Origin of the sequence: Nonlabens sp. Ci31 (genome assembly GCF_012974865.1) — a bacterium.
In the GTDB taxonomy this organism is placed as follows: domain Bacteria; phylum Bacteroidota; class Bacteroidia; order Flavobacteriales; family Flavobacteriaceae; genus Nonlabens.
Window position 1 is genome coordinate 2,996,900 of record NZ_CP043633.1, and the last position, 15,643, is coordinate 3,012,542.

Sequence of the window (15,643 nt, forward strand, 5' to 3'; positions counted from 1 at the left end):
CATACTTATGAGATTAATAATTACTTTATTGATGACCGCACTGCTAGCAGGAAATTATAGCAATGCCCAGAATTTAAGTCTGAAAAAGACTGATAAATTATTCAAAAACCAGGCGTATACGGAAGCCATAGCTAACTATAAAAACTTGGAGGCTTCTGAAGAAGTTCTTCAAAAGCTAGCAGACTCTTATTATTACACCAATGATTTTGAAAACGCAGCAAAGACATACACGAAGCTTAAAGATAAATACAACGATATTATAGACAAAGATCGTGTCTATAGATATGCACAATCACTTCTTGCTATTAAGGAATATCAAAAAGCAGATGTCTATTTAAAATCTTACTATGGTAAAGATTGGAACACAGAAGAGTTTCTCTTTGAACTAAAAAGAACCACTCCTCACGTTTTTGAAGTAGAGGCAATTGCAAATAAAGGATCTAAAAGTGATTTTGGCCTGTCTTTTATAGATGGGAAAAATGTTGCTTTTGCTTCTTCTCGTAATATGGAACGACCTGTTTACTCTTGGAATGGGTTACCTTATTTGGATCTTTATGAAGCGCAATTAAATGGTGTTACACTAAGTAAAGTGGCTCCTTTTTCTGAAGAAATAAATACAGCTCTTCATGAGAGTAATGCCGTATTTACCAATAAAGGCAAAGTGATGTATTTCAACCGTAACAACGAAAAGCGTGTTAAAATAGATGGCGAAAGAATTTCTAACATTCAATTGTACCGTGCAGAAAAAGTGGATAATATATGGACAAATGTGACTTTATTACCTTTTAATAATGAATTATATAGTGTGGAACATCCTTCTATCAGTAAAGACGGTAAGACACTTTACTTTTCAAGCAATATGTCTGGTGGGTACGGTGAATTTGATATCTATAAAGTAGCGATTAATGATGATGGTTCTTATGGCGCTCCTGTTAATTTAGGAGCTTCAATAAATACTGCTTATAGAGATCAATTTCCTTATATCAGTAATATCAACACTTTGTATTATGCCACTAACGGTAAACAAGGATTGGGTGGATTGGATATACATAGGGCAAACATGGTGAATGGTGCCTTTGACACTCCTATTAATTTGGGTACTAGTATCAATAGTTCTAACGATGACTATGCTTTTGTAATTGATGAAGCAACTAATGAGAGTTATTTTTCTTCCAATAGAGATGGTTTAGATCAAATTTATACAGGAAAAAGAGAGGAAAATATGCTTACTAAATATCAGGTAGTAGGTGTCGTACAAGACAGCATCAGTAAAAAGACATTACCTGCTTCACTTGTTTCCTTATTGGATGAGCGCGGAGTTGTTATAGACGACATGATCACCGGTAATGACGCTTCTTATATATTTAAAATTGAGCCAAATAAGAAATATACAGTACGTGCTACTCGCAAGTTATATATTCCTCAGAATGTAGATTTCTCTACAGATAAGAATGGAAAAATTAGTCATGATATATTTTTAACGCTTCTCTCCTATCAAGATGCTGAAGAAACTATAAATCCAGATCGCAAGGGAGATGTACAAGTTGAGTTAGAACAAATATTCTTTGATTTTGATAAAGCGGTCATTAGACCTCAAGCTGCTGCTACTTTAGATGATCTTGTTGCCATCATGAACAAGTATCCAGAAATGCACGTGGAAGTATCTGCTCACACGGATGTTCGTGGATCTAGTGAATACAACCTTATTTTGTCTAATCAGCGTGCAGCTTCTACAATGGAATACTTGATCAGTCAAGGGATTCAAGAGAACAGATTACGCAGTATAGGCTATGGTGAGATGCAACCACTTAATGATTGCGTTAAAGAAGGTATTTGTACTGATGAAGAATATGACATCAACCGTCGTTGCGAATTTAAAGTGATGCAATAAGAAATATATAAAACTCTTAAAATCCCAATAACTCTTTGTAGTTATTGGGATTTTTTTGTTGGAGGTATTTATAATGGTGACGCTTTCGCGAAAGCGAGAACAACATCATTGCTTAAACCTTGATAAATAAGCTGGAAGTAAATCTGTATGAATAGGTATTTTTCAGATGAAAGCCTAAAACTTTACTAAAGCTATACTAATAATTTTATAAATACTGTTACATCGGCCTACAACTAGTTTAATTTAGAATAAAACCAATAAAATGACTATTCAATTTAATTACCAACACGTTTCGGGAAGCACCGAACTAGAGAATTATACAAAAGATAAATTACAAACTATTTTTGATCGATACAGCTGGGTCACTAGAGCTGATGTGTTTTTTATAGCAGAGAACACTTCTAGCGATCAAACTGGAATGATCGCTCAAATTAGATTGAGCGCTCCAGGACCACGTCTATTTGCCGAAGAAAGTCACGACACATTTACAGAATCGGTAAGTAAGGTAGTAGACCAGCTTAAAACCCAGTGCGAAAAGAGAAAAGCAACTATAATACCACATTCCTAAGATGATATCTCTAGCTACAAATCACAGACAGATTATCTTAATTTACAATTCAAATCAAAAAAGTCATCGGGAGATTTATGCTTATGCAAAAGCAGCAGGTAAAGAATTGCTTGCTATAGATGTTTCCAAAGATACCATTGCAGGAACTGTATGGACAGAAATAGCAGATGTGCTTCAAGTCAATATAAGTGATCTGCTGCATACAGATCATTCCTCTTATGAAAATAAATATGGTAAAGGACATCTGATAGATGACACTGGAGCCATTAAAACGCTTCAAAAAGACCCTGAAATGCTTCAGTATCCCCTTGCCATAGAAGGCAATAAAGGAATAGAAGTGAAATTGTATAATGAAATGTTGAAATTATTTGATGTGGATACAGCAGCAATTAAAATCCCGTAATATATTTAATACCAAACTTAAAAATCCAGCTTTGTAAAGCTGGATTTTTATATTTTACACCTATCTTTCCTTATGATCATCTGGACATCCTTTATAATTTTAGTAAGCATTTTCTTGTGCTTGGATCTTTTCGTTTTCAACAGAAATGCCCATATAATACAAACTAAGGAAGCATCAAAATTTACTGCTTTATGGGTTGGTATTGCGTTGCTTTTCACTGGGGCTGTTTATTTCATTTATGATGGAGGTTATCTAGCAAACCCAGATCAACTTAGCGGTAGCGGCGCTGCTATCAAGTACTTAACAGGTTACTTAATAGAACTTTCTTTAAGTATTGATAACATCTTTGTCATAGCTGTTATTTTCAAATCCTTTTCTATAGATCAAAAATACCAACATCGGGTTCTTTTTTGGGGAATTGTCGGAGCACTTGTATTTAGAGCTTTAATGATCTTTTTTGGTATTGCTTTAATTAGCGAGATCAGTTGGATGACCTATATTTTCGGAGCTTTTTTACTGTATACTGCCTTTAAAATGCTCAAAAGTAATGAGGAAGAATTTGATCCAAAAACTTCCAAAATTTATAAATTTTCTAGAAAGCTATTTCCTGTTACAGATCGTATAGAAGGGCAACAATTCTTTATTAAAAAAATGGGGAAGCGTATTGCTACCCCCCTATTTTTAGCATTGGTAGTTATTGAGCTAACTGACATACTTTTTGCTTTAGACTCTATTCCTGCGATTCTAGCCATTACCTCCGACCCCTTTTTAGTGTTCTCTAGTAATATACTAGCGATTATGGGGTTGCGTAGCATGTATTTTTTCTTAGCTAATTTACTGGATAAGTTTCAATACATTCATTACAGTCTAGTGGCTATTCTAGCATTTGTTGGTGTCAAAATGATTTTAGTACATCATTTGCATTTCCCAGAATGGCTTTCTCTAGCAGTTATTTTTGTATCTCTAGCAGTAGGTGCTTTACTTTCCCTAAGAGCTAGGAAAACGGATGATGTTAAGAAAGATCAAAAGGATTCCTCAAATACTAAAAAAACGCTAGATTGAGTTGGAGTGACTCCATCTAAATATTTTAACATTTTATAAAAAACCGACCTTGTTTTTGCTACGTAAGTATACTAAAAAACAGCATGATCCATTTTTCTTACATTCACGTTCCTTCTAATCGCAATCTTGAGGCTTTTACAAGTAAATCTGTACAATACCTTAATCAATATTCCTGTTTAAATAGAGTCGACGTAACTTTTAAAAAGATATTTGACTTTAAAAACAGAACTAGAGAGGTAGCACACTTTGCCATTACTTGTGATGGATATCAAGTGCACTGTGAAATAGCTTCTCTTAATTTTAAGAAATCCGTTGTAATTGCTGTGAAATCTTTAGGGAGTAAATTGATGGCCAACAGAGATCAACTTTCTGCATAAAAAAAGCCTTGAACGTATCAAGGCTTCTACTTTTTATGGTTGAAGAAATAGCTTCAGGAAATACTTTTAATCCTATTAGTTATCATTTACATCTCCAGTGGCTTTGTAATCGCCATTAAAAACAAAATCATTTTGTTTCTTACGGCTTCGCTCACCTAGTTCAGCATCTTGTAAAAAGTCAGGTACATCGCTTAATTCTCCACCGTAATACCCTAATGCTATTGCAGTGGCTACATGAAAAGTTTCTGGGAATTTGAATTCTTTTTTAGCTTTTTCATAGTCCAGTCCAGCCATTTGATGGAAAGCTATTCCCATACTCTGTGCTTGTATAGCCATATTTGCTGAAAACTGTCCTAAATCAAGAGGTGCGTGGTAATTGTCATCACCCTTAGGAGTTTTAGTATCTACCACACCTAACAAAAGAACTGGAGCATTCTTTGCCCATTTCTGATTGAATTCAACTAGGACGTCCATAATACGATCGTAGGTCTCACTTCCTTTAATACCCCAAACAATATTCCAAGGCTGTAAATTACTAGAGCTTGGAGCCCATCTTCCTGCTTCAAAAAGAACCTGAAGTTCCTTTTGAGAAATAGGCTTGTCTGAAAAGGTACGTGGACTCCACCTGTTTTTAACAAGATCTATAATATCGTGATCGGTAGGCGTTTTTTTGATAAAATCTGTAGTGTTCTTCATAGTTGTGTTTTGAATTAAAAATAATATAGATCAAGCAATTATAGCCAGACTTTAGAAGTCTTTAACCACCTGCTTCATCTTGTTTTAAAGGTTTTAGAATGATCTATGCCGAATTACGACTGGCGTTTATATTTCCGTATAGAGAACGAGTTACCATACGCTCATAGGTATCTATATTTTCAGTCACTTTTCCGGCATTGATATCCTGCACCATTTTTAAAGCGTATTGTTGTATGGTTAATAATGGTAACACGATATTTTCTCTAGCTTGAATACTCGCTCGTCCTGCTAGTTCATTTTCCATCAATGTTTTCATTCCAGATATCTTCAGCATGTACTTTTTAGATCGTTCGTATTCTGCATAAATCATCTTCCAAAATTCACCATATATAGGATCATGTTCCATATAAGCAGTTAAACCAAAGAATGACTTGGTTAAACTCATCATGCTATTATCTAATAAAGTACGAAAAAATTTATTGTTTCTATATAACTCCTCTGCCGCTTCCCAATTACCAGCTTTATCCATTGTTTCTAGCGCGGTACCCACACCGTAAAACCCAGGAACATTCTGTTTTAATTGACTCCACGATCCTACAAATGGAATAGCTCTTAAATCTTTAAAACGCAATTCTGCACTTCCTGCACGTTTGCTCGGGCGACTTCCTATATTGGTTTTAGCATAATACTTTAAGGTGCTCATCTTTTCCAGATAGGATAAAAACTGTGGATGCGCTTTGAAATCTGTATATGCCTTATAACTTGATTGTGCCAGTTGATCCATTGTGGCTTCATCTTTTTCTGAAAAGTCATTTACATCACTAGCATAAACGGCATTACTCACCCCACTACTAATCATTTGCTCCAGATTGTACTGACAGCTTTCTAAAGTACCAAACTTGGAACTAATGGTCTGACCTTGTACTGTTAATTGAATGTGTTTGGCCTCAATTTTTGTTCCCATAGAAGCATAAAATTGGTGTGTTTGACCTCCACCACGAGCAGGTGGTCCACCTCTACCATCAAAAAATACAATAGAAATCCCGTGTTCCCTAGAAACGGCACTTAATGCTTCCTTGGCTTCGTAAATAGCCCAATTGGCCATTAAATAACCACCGTCTTTAGTACCATCACTGAATCCTAACATGATGTGCTGTGTATCGTCACGCCTTTTTATGTGAGTACGGTAATGCTCATTTTCATAAAGCGATCGCATCACTTCTGGAGCCTTTATGAGATCTGGAACAGTTTCAAATAAAGGCACTACATCTATTTTAGGTTGTGGCATATCACACAGCCTGATCATTGCATAGACTTCCATAATTTGAGAAGCCATTTGTGTGTTAGAAATAATGTAACGATTACAGCCTTTTTCCCCATTGCGTTCTTGGATATTTTTAATAGCGTAAATACTGCTTAGCGTACGTTGCGTATAGTCGTCTGTAAATTCTTTAGGATCGATAGAGCCTTCCACCTGTGCCAGTACATTCACCTTCTCTTCTTCAGATAAGTTGTTGTAGTTAGCCGGGAGTTTTGCTTTCGCCCCATGCCCGCCGGCAGGAAGTAAAGCGAGGATCTCATCAAAAACCGCATCGTGAGCACTGCTATCTTGTCGTATATCTAAAGTGGCAAAATGGAAACCAAACAATTCGATTTTATGAATAAAACTATCTATTTGTCCTAGAAAGAGTGAATTATGATGCTCTATCACAGTAGATCTGATCTCGTTCATTCTATCGATAAGATCTTGGGGTACAAAATCCAAAATATCCTTTTCAAAAATAGCTTTGTAACACATGCTTTCTAGAGCCACAAGCTGCTCTTCAACACCCTTAAAAGTAAGTCTTCTGCGCAGCTTGCGTAAATCTCTATAATAATTTCTAAATATCGTGGAGCGCAGTCGTTTTGCCACATTTAGTGTGATAGCTGTCGTAACAAATGGATTTCCATCACGATCCCCACCAGGCCAAAAACCTATTTCAACAATCTGATTCTTGAATTCTTTCGGATTCTCAATATGTGTTTTGAGGTAATCATAAATATTACCCATCGCGTGATAAAATACATGTTCCAGGTACCAGATCAAGCTTACCGCTTCATCAAAAGGAGTGGGTTTTTCCTTTTTAAAGAAAGGCGTTTTACCCAATTGAGAAAGCAGGAGTTTTACCTCCTGAAGTTGGTTTGTTTTAATTGCTTCGCCCAAATCATTGATGATACCCAGTACAGAGCCAGGATAAAATTGTGTCGGGTGAGCTGTTAATACAGGACGTACTTTAAACTCTTTTAGATAAGCTGCTAGTTCTTCTGTTTTATTAAGTTCCACAGCTTCCTCTTTAACGCTGCGTAAGGAACCACGCCCATCCAGATTGTTGACCTTACTAAAAGCAGCATCTTCGATAGCGTCAAACAATACTACTTGACGTTCTATATATTGAATAAACCTAAAAAGCATGTCTTCTCTTTCCTTAGAGCCGGTATCACGCATGTATCTTTCAAAAAAGTATTCAACGATTTCTGTAGGGTTTTTACCCTTTTCATACCCACGCACACATAATTCATGAAACAAGGGTAACAGTCCACCTGTATTAGAAATTTGATCAAATGGTAGTGTCATAAAAATACCATTAAAAATCTGGTACTTTGATTCTACTTCATTTTTAAAACGGTCAATTTTAGGTAATCGTGACATATGATTGGTGATTTAGTGGTGAATGAAATCTAAGGGGCGGTTTTTGCTGTGACTATTTCAATAGCGTCACGTACCCTTTGCATAGCTTCCATATCTTTCTCATCAAGAGTGATATCAAAGGCATCTTCTACATCGAGTACAATGTCTACTAAATGAGCACTATTGATACCTAGATCTTGCATTAAATGGCTGTCCAGCTGGATAGCTTCTTCATTTACATCTTGAGGTAAATAAATTTTCACAATTTTAAAAAGCTCTTGCTGTATTTCGTTTTCTTGCATGTTATTTTTTCAATGTTACCTTAAAAATACTATCAAAAAATGGATTTCCCTTTGTGTTAGGGATGAGTTTAAGAGTTTAAACGCCTAAAAATAAAATTTGTATTAATGACATGCCTTTTCTAATAATTCAACACTTAAGAATTGTATTTTTTGAGAATAACACAGGCGTTTACATCTCCAAAACCGAAACTTGCCTTTGCCAAAATATTAAGATTTAAGTTCTTTGAGCTTAAGGGAAAACTGTTTTTATCAATTAAATCAGTAATCTCAGGATGTAAAGAGCTGATATTGCTATTTCCGTAAACCTTTTGCTCCTTTAATTGCAGCACTGCTCCCACCAATTCTACACTTCCAGCGGCAGCTAGGCAGTGGCCTATATATGATTTAAAGGTATTTATAAAAGGAAAATCTGCTCCTTTACGGTTTAAAGCGGTCGACCAATTTTTAATTTCAAAAGCGTCTTTTGAAGTTGCGGTAAGATGACCATTAATCACATCTATCTCTGCTGCTGTAATTCCAGCATCTTTCATGGCTAGATGAATACAATCTCGCACGGCTTGACCATTAGGAGCTGTCATAGAACCGTCAGCTCGATGTCCCCCAGAATTTACAGCGCCTCCTAATACTTCTCCATAAATAGGCGCCCCTCGCTTTTGAGCACTTTCTAGATGCTCTAAAATAAAAGCTCCGGACCCAGACCCTGGTACAAAACCTGCCGCATCTTCTGATAAAGGCCTGCTGGCATTTTCTGGATCGTCGTTGTATGTAGTAGGTAAAATCCGCATCGCATCAAATCCGCCCCAAATATAAGGACCAGAATCACTAGTAGAACCCACCAGCATTTGCGTTGCTTTTCCAGCAGCAATACGGTCATAACCCATAAGAAAGGCTTCTGTACCTGTGCAGCAAGCACTGGAATTACTGGTTACCATATTACCACAGCCTAATTCTCCAGCCAGCCAAGCACTGATGCCGCTGGTCATGGTTTGAATCACGCTGGTGCTTCCCAAGCGGCGCACTCTCTTATCATCAATTAAATGAATGGCTTCTCTGAATTTTTCGCCACCGCTTTGTCCAGTTCCAAAAATGATTCCCATTTCTGATAGGGCCTTTTCTGGGCCTGCAATTTCCAAACCAGCATCCTTAAAGGCTTCTTTTCCAGCGATAACCCCATAAACTAGGCCACTGGCTTTCAAACCTCTTAATTGTAGCGGCGTAAAATTATCAGCAAGTAATTCTTCGGTAACTTGTGGTGTTCCAGAGACTTGACAACCAAATTTTAAATCGGCCAGTTGTGGATCAAATCGTATTCCAGAGGTTTGTTCTTGTAAGGCTTTCGCGAAAGCGGAAACCCCAACGGCATTAGGTGCCACAACACCCATTCCTGTAATAACAACTCTTCTTCTATTATTCCTATTCATAACAGCACTAAACTACATAATCTTTAGTAGAAATAGGTTACGCAATAAAAAGTTAACCCAGGATTGGGAATACAGTTCCTTCATAGGTGTATCTTTAAACTACCGATCTATTTAAATGCTTGTTCTATAATAGCAGACCTTGCTAAAAATTACTTTCTATAAATCAATAGGTCCGTACTTTTAAAAGAACACATTATGAGACATGCCATATCTTTATTAGCAGCTCTATTGGTCCTAGGCTTTTGTAGCTCGCAAAAGAAAGACGTTCAAGCACAGTATTCATCCAATTACCTAGTTCCTTCTGAGCATGATCCTAAAATGGACATGTTGATGAAAGAAGTTATCGAATTGGGACAGATCAAGAACTTCTCAAAAGATGCAGAGGCTGCTACTAGATTTGAAGAAGAAGAAAATACGCGGGCTAACAAAGAGGCTTTTGATCACAGCCGTTTTGATCAATTACTTAAAAAATATGTAGGCAAAAACGGTAAAGTAAATTATGCCGGAATTAAAAAAGATCAAAAATCCTTAAAAGCCTACCTAGAAATCATCAGAGTACATGCTCCAGATGATACGTGGAGCAGTCAGGATCAGTTTGCTTATTACATGAATGCTTATAACGCGATGACTATTGATTTGATTGTCAGTAATTATCCCTTAAAAAGTATTAAAGATATCAATGACCCTTGGGAACAACGCAACTGGAAAATAGGTGGAAAATCAATAAGTCTAGAAGAGATTGAACACGAGATACTAAGAAAAATGAACGAGCCACGTATTCATTTCGGGATCAACTGTGCCTCTTTCTCATGCCCGCCATTGATGAATGAAGCCTATACAGCTGCTAAAGTGGATGCGCAACTGGAACGACTAGCGGTACAGTTTATCAATGATCCTAAACGCAATACCATAACAGCAGATAGAGTCAAAATTTCTAATATATTCAAATGGTTTAAAAAGGATTTTACCAAAAATGGAGATATAGTGGATTTTTTGAACAAATACAGCAAAGTACAAATTGATAAAAATGCCCGTGTGCGCTATATGGATTATGACTGGAGCTTGAATGAGTAAAGAGTAAATAAGGTAATTTGGTATGTCATATGTGGTATCTGTTATGTAGAAATGTACAAATCACAAAATACCAATGGTATTAAAAGTCGAGAACATTATGATTTTTTTATTAGATAATGATCCATCCAGCTTTGAAAAAAGTAAGTTTAGAATTTTCTATAAAATCTTTTAAAGATGTTGTTTCCTTTGCTTTTTCATTAGTCAATTCAAAGAAATAAACTTTAGGATTTGAATCTTTTTGGGCGAATAGCCAAAACCGGAATCTTTTAATTGTCAACGAATCTGATAAGAATTTCAATTCTTCTAAATTGGAAACCCTCAAATCATCACCTCTATTTAATTCGTAGAAATAACGCTGTATAACTGTTAATGAATCAAGCTCTTTGTTTGTTTTGTGAGCTACAGAAGTATAACCGTTAATTAATTGAGGATACAGAATACCTTTTGTATATATTAATTTTAAGGTGTCATTTACTCCGAGCACCCTAAAAGTCTTATGGTCGTAAATAAATTCAGTTGCTGCTTTCTCAATTATAGGACCGTCATAAATAGCATAAGTAAGCTTTTTGTATTCGTTCTTAAAAAATTCTTGAGCCCAATAATCTTCTTGTTCCCCTTGATTGTCAAAAGGTGGTTTTAATTCTGTTTTAAATACGGGATTTTTAACCTCCACATCACTTTGAGATTTACATCCCATCAGTAAAAACAGGAATAGGAATAGAATACTAAGTTTCATAATTATCAATTTGTGGAACTAGATATCTTTATATAATTCGAGATTTAAAGCGCTAATGAGTAACTCGTTAATTTGAGTATTCTACAAAACGAGTTTATTTAGCGATGATCATCCCACTCATCCAGCCTTCAGCGATCTTATTCTCGTTCTCATCTATCATTTGAACCATAACCTTTAATTTACCAAAACGGAAGTATTCTTTTTTTGCAGTAACGATGACCGTGGTTTCTGGTAAAACAGTGTTTAAGAAAGTCATATGATTTTCTGTAAAGGCAAATTGAACAGGCGCCTCTTTATCTCGCATCAAATAACTTCCTAAGCAAGCTAATCCTATTTGGGCCATACACTCTGTTAGAATAACGCCAGGAGTTACTGGGTGGTCTTTAAAATGGTGTTTATAGAAGTATTCGGTCTTTTGAAAACGATATATCCCGATCACGCTATTGTCATCGATCTCTAATAATTGATCTACAAACTTAAATCCCTCGCCATAAGGCAAGTTTGTGACTATTTTTTCTAATGGATTCAGAAGCATTTGTTTTTGATATTAAGTTTTTTAATTTCGACTTTAACTTTAAAGGTACTTCTAGCTTCTGATCCCCGACCACTTCGATAGACTCAGGGCTTAAAATAAGGGAATTGAAGAAATGAAATGTCATTTAGGACCTAAACAGTACTTTTAAATTTAAGTTTCGATTTCGATTTAAATTTTTCTCTAATCAAAATTCTCGACAGGCAACCGTTTTCGACTAGCGTGCTAAAACTGGTATAATCTTTAAGTTCCAGTTCAAATCCAAGCTATTGCAAACTCTCGCCGCCATCTACTTTAATAACCGTTCCTGTGATCCAGCTTGCTTCTTCCCTACTCATTAAATACACTAGGTTTGCGACTCGTTCTGGAGTGGTTAATTCCTGATGAGGATTCCGCTTTAAACTCGCTAACTTCAATTCTTCATACATAGGAATCATGCTGAGACTTAAGGTGTCCGTGACTCCAGCTTGTATGCAATTTGACGTGATTTTATAGGGTGCAAACTCTATAGCAATACTTCTATTGATGGCTTCTAAGACTGCTTTTGCAGCGCTTACAGCTGCATAAGATTTCATAGGTTTGGTACTTCCTTCACTGGTAAAACTTAAAATCTTTGCTGGTTTAGCAAATAAATCGGTTTCAAAAAGTGCTTTGGTCCAGCTGTACAAGCTTATGCCCATAGAATGAATCGTTTGCTGGAAATCATATGTAGTTAGTGTTTGCACACCTATAAATGGCTTTAGATTGCCTTTGGAGATGCTGTGCAGCAGCACACTAATTTTTTTACCTTTTAAAAAGTCTTCTATTTTTGATAGGTTTTGTTCTAATTGATCCTCTCTTGTTGCATCGCTATTGATCGTTACTAATTGGATATCATAAGAGCGCAATACATCAAACTTCTCTTCTATTTGTTCCATTTGCATTCTAGCGGCCCGATAAAAAACGATCAAATTCATACCATGTTGAGCTAATTTTAAAGCACTTGCATAACCCAAGCCGCTACTGCCACCTAAAATTAACGCATACTTATCTTGAAACTCTTTTACCATTCTAACAGTATTCTTTGAGCAGTAAATCCAGGTCCAAAACTCAACATCAAACCATTAGAGCCTTTGTTTAACTCACGATTCATAAAGCGCTCTAAAACAAATAGAACAGTTGCACTACTCATGTTTCCGTATATACGCAATACTTCTTTGGTATCGTCTATGTTTTTACCGAGTTTATGAAACAGTTCCTCTACGGTTTGAACGATCTTTTTACCACCGGGATGAAAAATTAAATGATCAATGTCGTTGATATTTAATCCATTCTTTTCTAAAAACGGATGTATAATAGCAGGAAAATGACTGGCTATAGTTTCTGGAACAGCTTTGTCCAACACCATTTGCAACCCGCTGTTCACTAAGTCAAAACCCATCATGTGTGTTGCATCTGGAAAGTGATACATTTCATGCGCTTTTATGGTAGGGCCTTTGTCTTCTTCACAAGAAGACAGCAATACACAGGCGCACCCATCACCAAATATAGCCGCACTCACCATATTTGCCATGGAGAAATCATCCAATTGGAAGGTTGCTGTCGGTGCTTCTATAGCGATAACCGCTGCTTTTTTATTCGGGTTTGCTCTTAGGAAGTTCTCTGCATAGATCAAACCAGAGATTCCAGCAACACAGCCCATTTCTGTTACGGGTAAACGCACAATATCTTGTCTCATACCCATGGAGTTGATCAGATAGGCGTCAATAGAAGGGATCATGATACCTGTACAGCTTACGGTAATGATATAGTCGAGTTCTTGGGCATTCCAAGATGCTTTTTCCAACGCTTTTTCCAATGCCGTTTGAGCCAGTGGCACCACTTCTCTTTTATAAATATCATTGCGATCTTGAAAAGAAGTCCTTGTAAAGACTTCTATAGGATCCATGATGGAATATCGTTTATCCACGCCTGCACCTTCAAAAATTTTGATGGTTTTACGCCTCAAACGTTCGTCCTGACCAGAAAGCCATTCTTCAACAAATGGTAAAATGTCTTTGGTTTCCTTATAATACTGCGGCGTTACCGTCGCTACACTTTTAATTTTTACGCTCATCTATTGGAATTATCCATATAAAACGGAACGACCACTTCCATGTCCATCGGTCATTTGTTGTGCCTATTGCAGCGGCATATTTCTTAAAATCTTGTACTTTAAAACCTGATGCAATACTGATCAATCCATCGTGTTTAGAGATTTCATGCTTTATAAAAATAGGGCTTATATATTTAAAAAATAGAAAGGCAATTCTGTGCCTATGCAAATCATTGATAATAATACTTTTGGTGGTCATCTCTTTAAACTTGGAAAGAAAACTTAGGATTTCTTCGTCATTAAAATGATGCATCGTTAAAGAGCTTATTAGAATATCACACTGTAATTCGGTAGGATTTATCTGTAGAATATCGCTTTCGCGAAAGCTTAACCTTGACAATCCTTGACTCTTATTACGAGCTTTCTCAATAGAACGAGCAGCAAAGTCTAGGCCTAAAAAGCTGATGTTTTCTCGATCCAGATGGGCTTCTAAATAACGTAACATCTCGCCATCACCACAACCTGCATCTACTATTACCAATGATTGATCTGGATGTTTAAAGACTTCTTTTTTTACCGCATCAAGCATAAACTTAAAACCTCCTAGCAGATTATTTACCGTATTGATATCATCAACAGCATGTTGCAAGGTAACTTCATCCAACTGTGGATCATCCATCCACTCTGGGTCGGTGTTGCGTTTATGAGAATGGTATGTAATACTAGATAGGTTTCCCATGAGTGCCTTTTATGGTGGTAGATAATAAGAAAGGGAATTTACGAAGAAACCACAGACCCAACCCTGTATAGGTCTTGTTTAAAAGTATTCCTTGCAGTATACGTCCTATTTTTAACCGTTTGCGAAATGTTTTTTCCCATCTGTTGGCATAATTTTTTAAGGCCTGTTCTCGAGACAAAACATCTTTTAGGTAGGGATTTAACTCTTCAAAAGCGATTTTGGCACTGTGAATAGCCATAGCCATACCATTACCGCAAAGCGGGTGTATCAAACCTGCTGTATCGCCCAACATGAGAATGTTATTTTCTATAGGTTCTTTCTTTTCAAAAGAGATTTGTGAAATAGTAATGGGTTGCTCCCAAACAGGGGTAGCATTTTTAAAAAAGTCACTTAAAAATTCATTTTTAGAAAGCACATTTTTATTAAATTCGTCTACGTTTTTATGCTTTTTAAAGGAATCGTAACTAGCTAGATAGCAAAGATTCACATGTCCATTTTCTATTTTAGAAATTCCGGCATAACCACCATCAAAGTTGTGTAATTCTACCAGACGATCACTCATTTGGTACTCATAATGCATCTTAACTGCAAGCCATGGCGATTTTTGCTGTATAAAGTCACGATCTAGCTTTTTATCTAGTAAAGATCTTTTTCCAGTTGCCATTATAAATTGCTTGCATTGTAAAATTTGAGTGGCAGTGCTGACTTGAAAAGAACCTTCTTCAAAAACGGCATCAATGACCTTATCTTGAAGGAAATTAGCGTTTTTAATGGCTTTCTGGTACAGAAGATGATCGAGATGATACCTGGAGATGCCTTTACCACCTTGAGGCAATGGACACTCTATGGATTTATGACCAGCAATGGTGAATTTTAAGTTTTCTAAATCCACAGAAGATTCTTGATCGAGATCAATCTCTACTTCTTTTAGGAATCTGATGACTTCATTACTCAGGTATTCCCCACACATTTTATGACGCGGATAAGCATCTGGATCTATACACAGTACGCTGAAATCTTTAGAAAACAAAATTGCCGCTGTCAGACCTGAAAGTCCGCCACCGGCAATAATTATATCGTATTGTTTTTTCACTATTCAA

16 protein-coding genes are annotated in these 15,643 nt (G+C 36.4%); 6 read left to right on the forward strand and 10 right to left on the reverse strand.

Annotated features, from left to right (window positions below; genetic code table 11):
- The first annotated feature begins 7 nt into the window (after positions 1-7).
- From F0365_RS13200 to F0365_RS13220, 5 genes are all read left to right on the forward strand, one after another.
- Positions 8-1,891 carry an OmpA family protein gene (locus F0365_RS13200; protein ID WP_169934120.1) on the forward strand — a complete coding sequence of 628 codons (1,884 nt, stop codon included), beginning with the start codon at positions 8-10 and terminating at the stop codon, positions 1,889-1,891.
- Between the two features lie 262 nt (positions 1,892-2,153).
- Positions 2,154-2,459 (forward strand): HPF/RaiA family ribosome-associated protein, encoded by a 306-nt coding sequence (locus F0365_RS13205; RefSeq protein WP_169934121.1) that lies wholly within the window; start codon positions 2,154-2,156, stop codon positions 2,457-2,459.
- Between the two features lies 1 nt (position 2,460).
- Entirely contained in the window at positions 2,461-2,862 is a 402-nt protein-coding gene (locus F0365_RS13210; protein WP_169934122.1) for a hypothetical protein, read from the forward strand.
- 72 nt (positions 2,863-2,934) lie between these two features.
- Positions 2,935-3,924, forward strand: a complete 990-nt coding sequence (locus F0365_RS13215; protein ID WP_169934123.1) for a TerC family protein — start codon at positions 2,935-2,937, stop codon at positions 3,922-3,924.
- Between the two features lie 83 nt (positions 3,925-4,007).
- On the forward strand, positions 4,008-4,301 hold the full coding sequence (locus F0365_RS13220; RefSeq protein WP_169934124.1) for a hypothetical protein: 294 nt from the start codon (positions 4,008-4,010) through the stop codon (positions 4,299-4,301).
- Between the two features lie 75 nt (positions 4,302-4,376).
- Here F0365_RS13220 and F0365_RS13225 read toward each other — a convergent pair whose 3' ends face one another.
- From F0365_RS13225 to F0365_RS13240, 4 genes are all read right to left on the reverse strand, one after another.
- The gene (locus F0365_RS13225) at positions 4,377-4,997 is read right to left on the reverse strand and encodes a nitroreductase family protein (protein ID WP_169934125.1); all 621 of its coding nucleotides are present in this window, start codon (positions 4,995-4,997) and stop codon (positions 4,377-4,379) included.
- Between the two features lie 103 nt (positions 4,998-5,100).
- Positions 5,101-7,686 carry a phosphoenolpyruvate carboxylase gene (locus F0365_RS13230; protein ID WP_169934126.1) on the reverse strand — a complete coding sequence of 862 codons (2,586 nt, stop codon included), beginning with the start codon at positions 7,684-7,686 and terminating at the stop codon, positions 5,101-5,103.
- Positions 7,687-7,715: 29 nt separating this feature from the next.
- Entirely contained in the window at positions 7,716-7,967 is a 252-nt protein-coding gene (locus tag F0365_RS13235) for an acyl carrier protein (protein WP_169934127.1), read from the reverse strand.
- A gap of 134 nt (positions 7,968-8,101) precedes the next feature.
- The gene (locus F0365_RS13240) at positions 8,102-9,388 is read right to left on the reverse strand and encodes a beta-ketoacyl-[acyl-carrier-protein] synthase family protein (protein WP_169934128.1); all 1,287 of its coding nucleotides are present in this window, start codon (positions 9,386-9,388) and stop codon (positions 8,102-8,104) included.
- Positions 9,389-9,583: 195 nt separating this feature from the next.
- Between F0365_RS13240 and F0365_RS13245 the strand changes: the two genes are divergently transcribed.
- Positions 9,584-10,462, forward strand: coding sequence for a DUF547 domain-containing protein (locus tag F0365_RS13245; protein WP_240961675.1), 879 nt, complete (start codon positions 9,584-9,586; stop codon positions 10,460-10,462).
- 109 nt (positions 10,463-10,571) lie between these two features.
- On the opposite strand, the gene F0365_RS13250 is transcribed toward F0365_RS13245, so the two are convergent.
- From F0365_RS13250 to F0365_RS13275, 6 genes are all read right to left on the reverse strand, one after another.
- Positions 10,572-11,198 (reverse strand): hypothetical protein, encoded by a 627-nt coding sequence (locus tag F0365_RS13250; protein WP_169934129.1) that lies wholly within the window; start codon positions 11,196-11,198, stop codon positions 10,572-10,574.
- A 94-nt stretch (positions 11,199-11,292) separates the two neighbouring features.
- Positions 11,293-11,733 carry a 3-hydroxyacyl-ACP dehydratase FabZ family protein gene (locus F0365_RS13255; RefSeq protein ID WP_169934130.1) on the reverse strand — a complete coding sequence of 147 codons (441 nt, stop codon included), beginning with the start codon at positions 11,731-11,733 and terminating at the stop codon, positions 11,293-11,295.
- Positions 11,734-11,996: 263 nt separating this feature from the next.
- Positions 11,997-12,779: an SDR family oxidoreductase gene (locus F0365_RS13260; RefSeq protein WP_169934131.1), complete on the reverse strand. Its 783-nt coding sequence runs from the start codon at positions 12,777-12,779 to the stop codon at positions 11,997-11,999.
- Complete coding sequence (locus F0365_RS13265; RefSeq protein ID WP_169934132.1) at positions 12,773-13,825, reverse strand: type III polyketide synthase; 1,053 nt, start codon at positions 13,823-13,825, stop codon at positions 12,773-12,775. The genes F0365_RS13260 and F0365_RS13265 overlap by 7 nt, the downstream gene beginning before the upstream one ends.
- On the reverse strand, positions 13,809-14,543 hold the full coding sequence (locus F0365_RS13270; RefSeq protein ID WP_169934133.1) for a methyltransferase domain-containing protein: 735 nt from the start codon (positions 14,541-14,543) through the stop codon (positions 13,809-13,811). The genes F0365_RS13265 and F0365_RS13270 overlap by 17 nt, the downstream gene beginning before the upstream one ends.
- Entirely contained in the window at positions 14,527-15,636 is a 1,110-nt protein-coding gene (locus F0365_RS13275) for an NAD(P)/FAD-dependent oxidoreductase (RefSeq protein ID WP_169934134.1), read from the reverse strand. Before F0365_RS13275 ends, F0365_RS13270 begins: the two co-directional genes overlap by 17 nt.
- Between the last annotated feature and the right edge of the window lie 7 nt (positions 15,637-15,643).

Coding starts and splice junctions, on each gene's coding strand:
- F0365_RS13200 (WP_169934120.1), top strand. CDS start 8: ATGAGATTAATAATTACTTTATTGATGACCGCACTGCTAGCAGGAAAT.
- F0365_RS13205 (WP_169934121.1), top strand. CDS start 2,154: ATGACTATTCAATTTAATTACCAACACGTTTCGGGAAGCACCGAACTA.
- F0365_RS13210 (WP_169934122.1), top strand. CDS start 2,461: ATGATATCTCTAGCTACAAATCACAGACAGATTATCTTAATTTACAAT.
- F0365_RS13215 (WP_169934123.1), top strand. CDS start 2,935: ATGATCATCTGGACATCCTTTATAATTTTAGTAAGCATTTTCTTGTGC.
- F0365_RS13220 (WP_169934124.1), top strand. CDS start 4,008: ATGATCCATTTTTCTTACATTCACGTTCCTTCTAATCGCAATCTTGAG.
- F0365_RS13225 (WP_169934125.1), bottom strand. CDS start 4,997: ATGAAGAACACTACAGATTTTATCAAAAAAACGCCTACCGATCACGAT.
- F0365_RS13230 (WP_169934126.1), bottom strand. CDS start 7,686: ATGTCACGATTACCTAAAATTGACCGTTTTAAAAATGAAGTAGAATCA.
- F0365_RS13235 (WP_169934127.1), bottom strand. CDS start 7,967: ATGCAAGAAAACGAAATACAGCAAGAGCTTTTTAAAATTGTGAAAATT.
- F0365_RS13240 (WP_169934128.1), bottom strand. CDS start 9,388: ATGAATAGGAATAATAGAAGAAGAGTTGTTATTACAGGAATGGGTGTT.
- F0365_RS13245 (WP_240961675.1), top strand. CDS start 9,584: ATGAGACATGCCATATCTTTATTAGCAGCTCTATTGGTCCTAGGCTTT.
- F0365_RS13250 (WP_169934129.1), bottom strand. CDS start 11,198: ATGAAACTTAGTATTCTATTCCTATTCCTGTTTTTACTGATGGGATGT.
- F0365_RS13255 (WP_169934130.1), bottom strand. CDS start 11,733: ATGCTTCTGAATCCATTAGAAAAAATAGTCACAAACTTGCCTTATGGC.
- F0365_RS13260 (WP_169934131.1), bottom strand. CDS start 12,779: ATGGTAAAAGAGTTTCAAGATAAGTATGCGTTAATTTTAGGTGGCAGT.
- F0365_RS13265 (WP_169934132.1), bottom strand. CDS start 13,825: ATGAGCGTAAAAATTAAAAGTGTAGCGACGGTAACGCCGCAGTATTAT.
- F0365_RS13270 (WP_169934133.1), bottom strand. CDS start 14,543: ATGGGAAACCTATCTAGTATTACATACCATTCTCATAAACGCAACACC.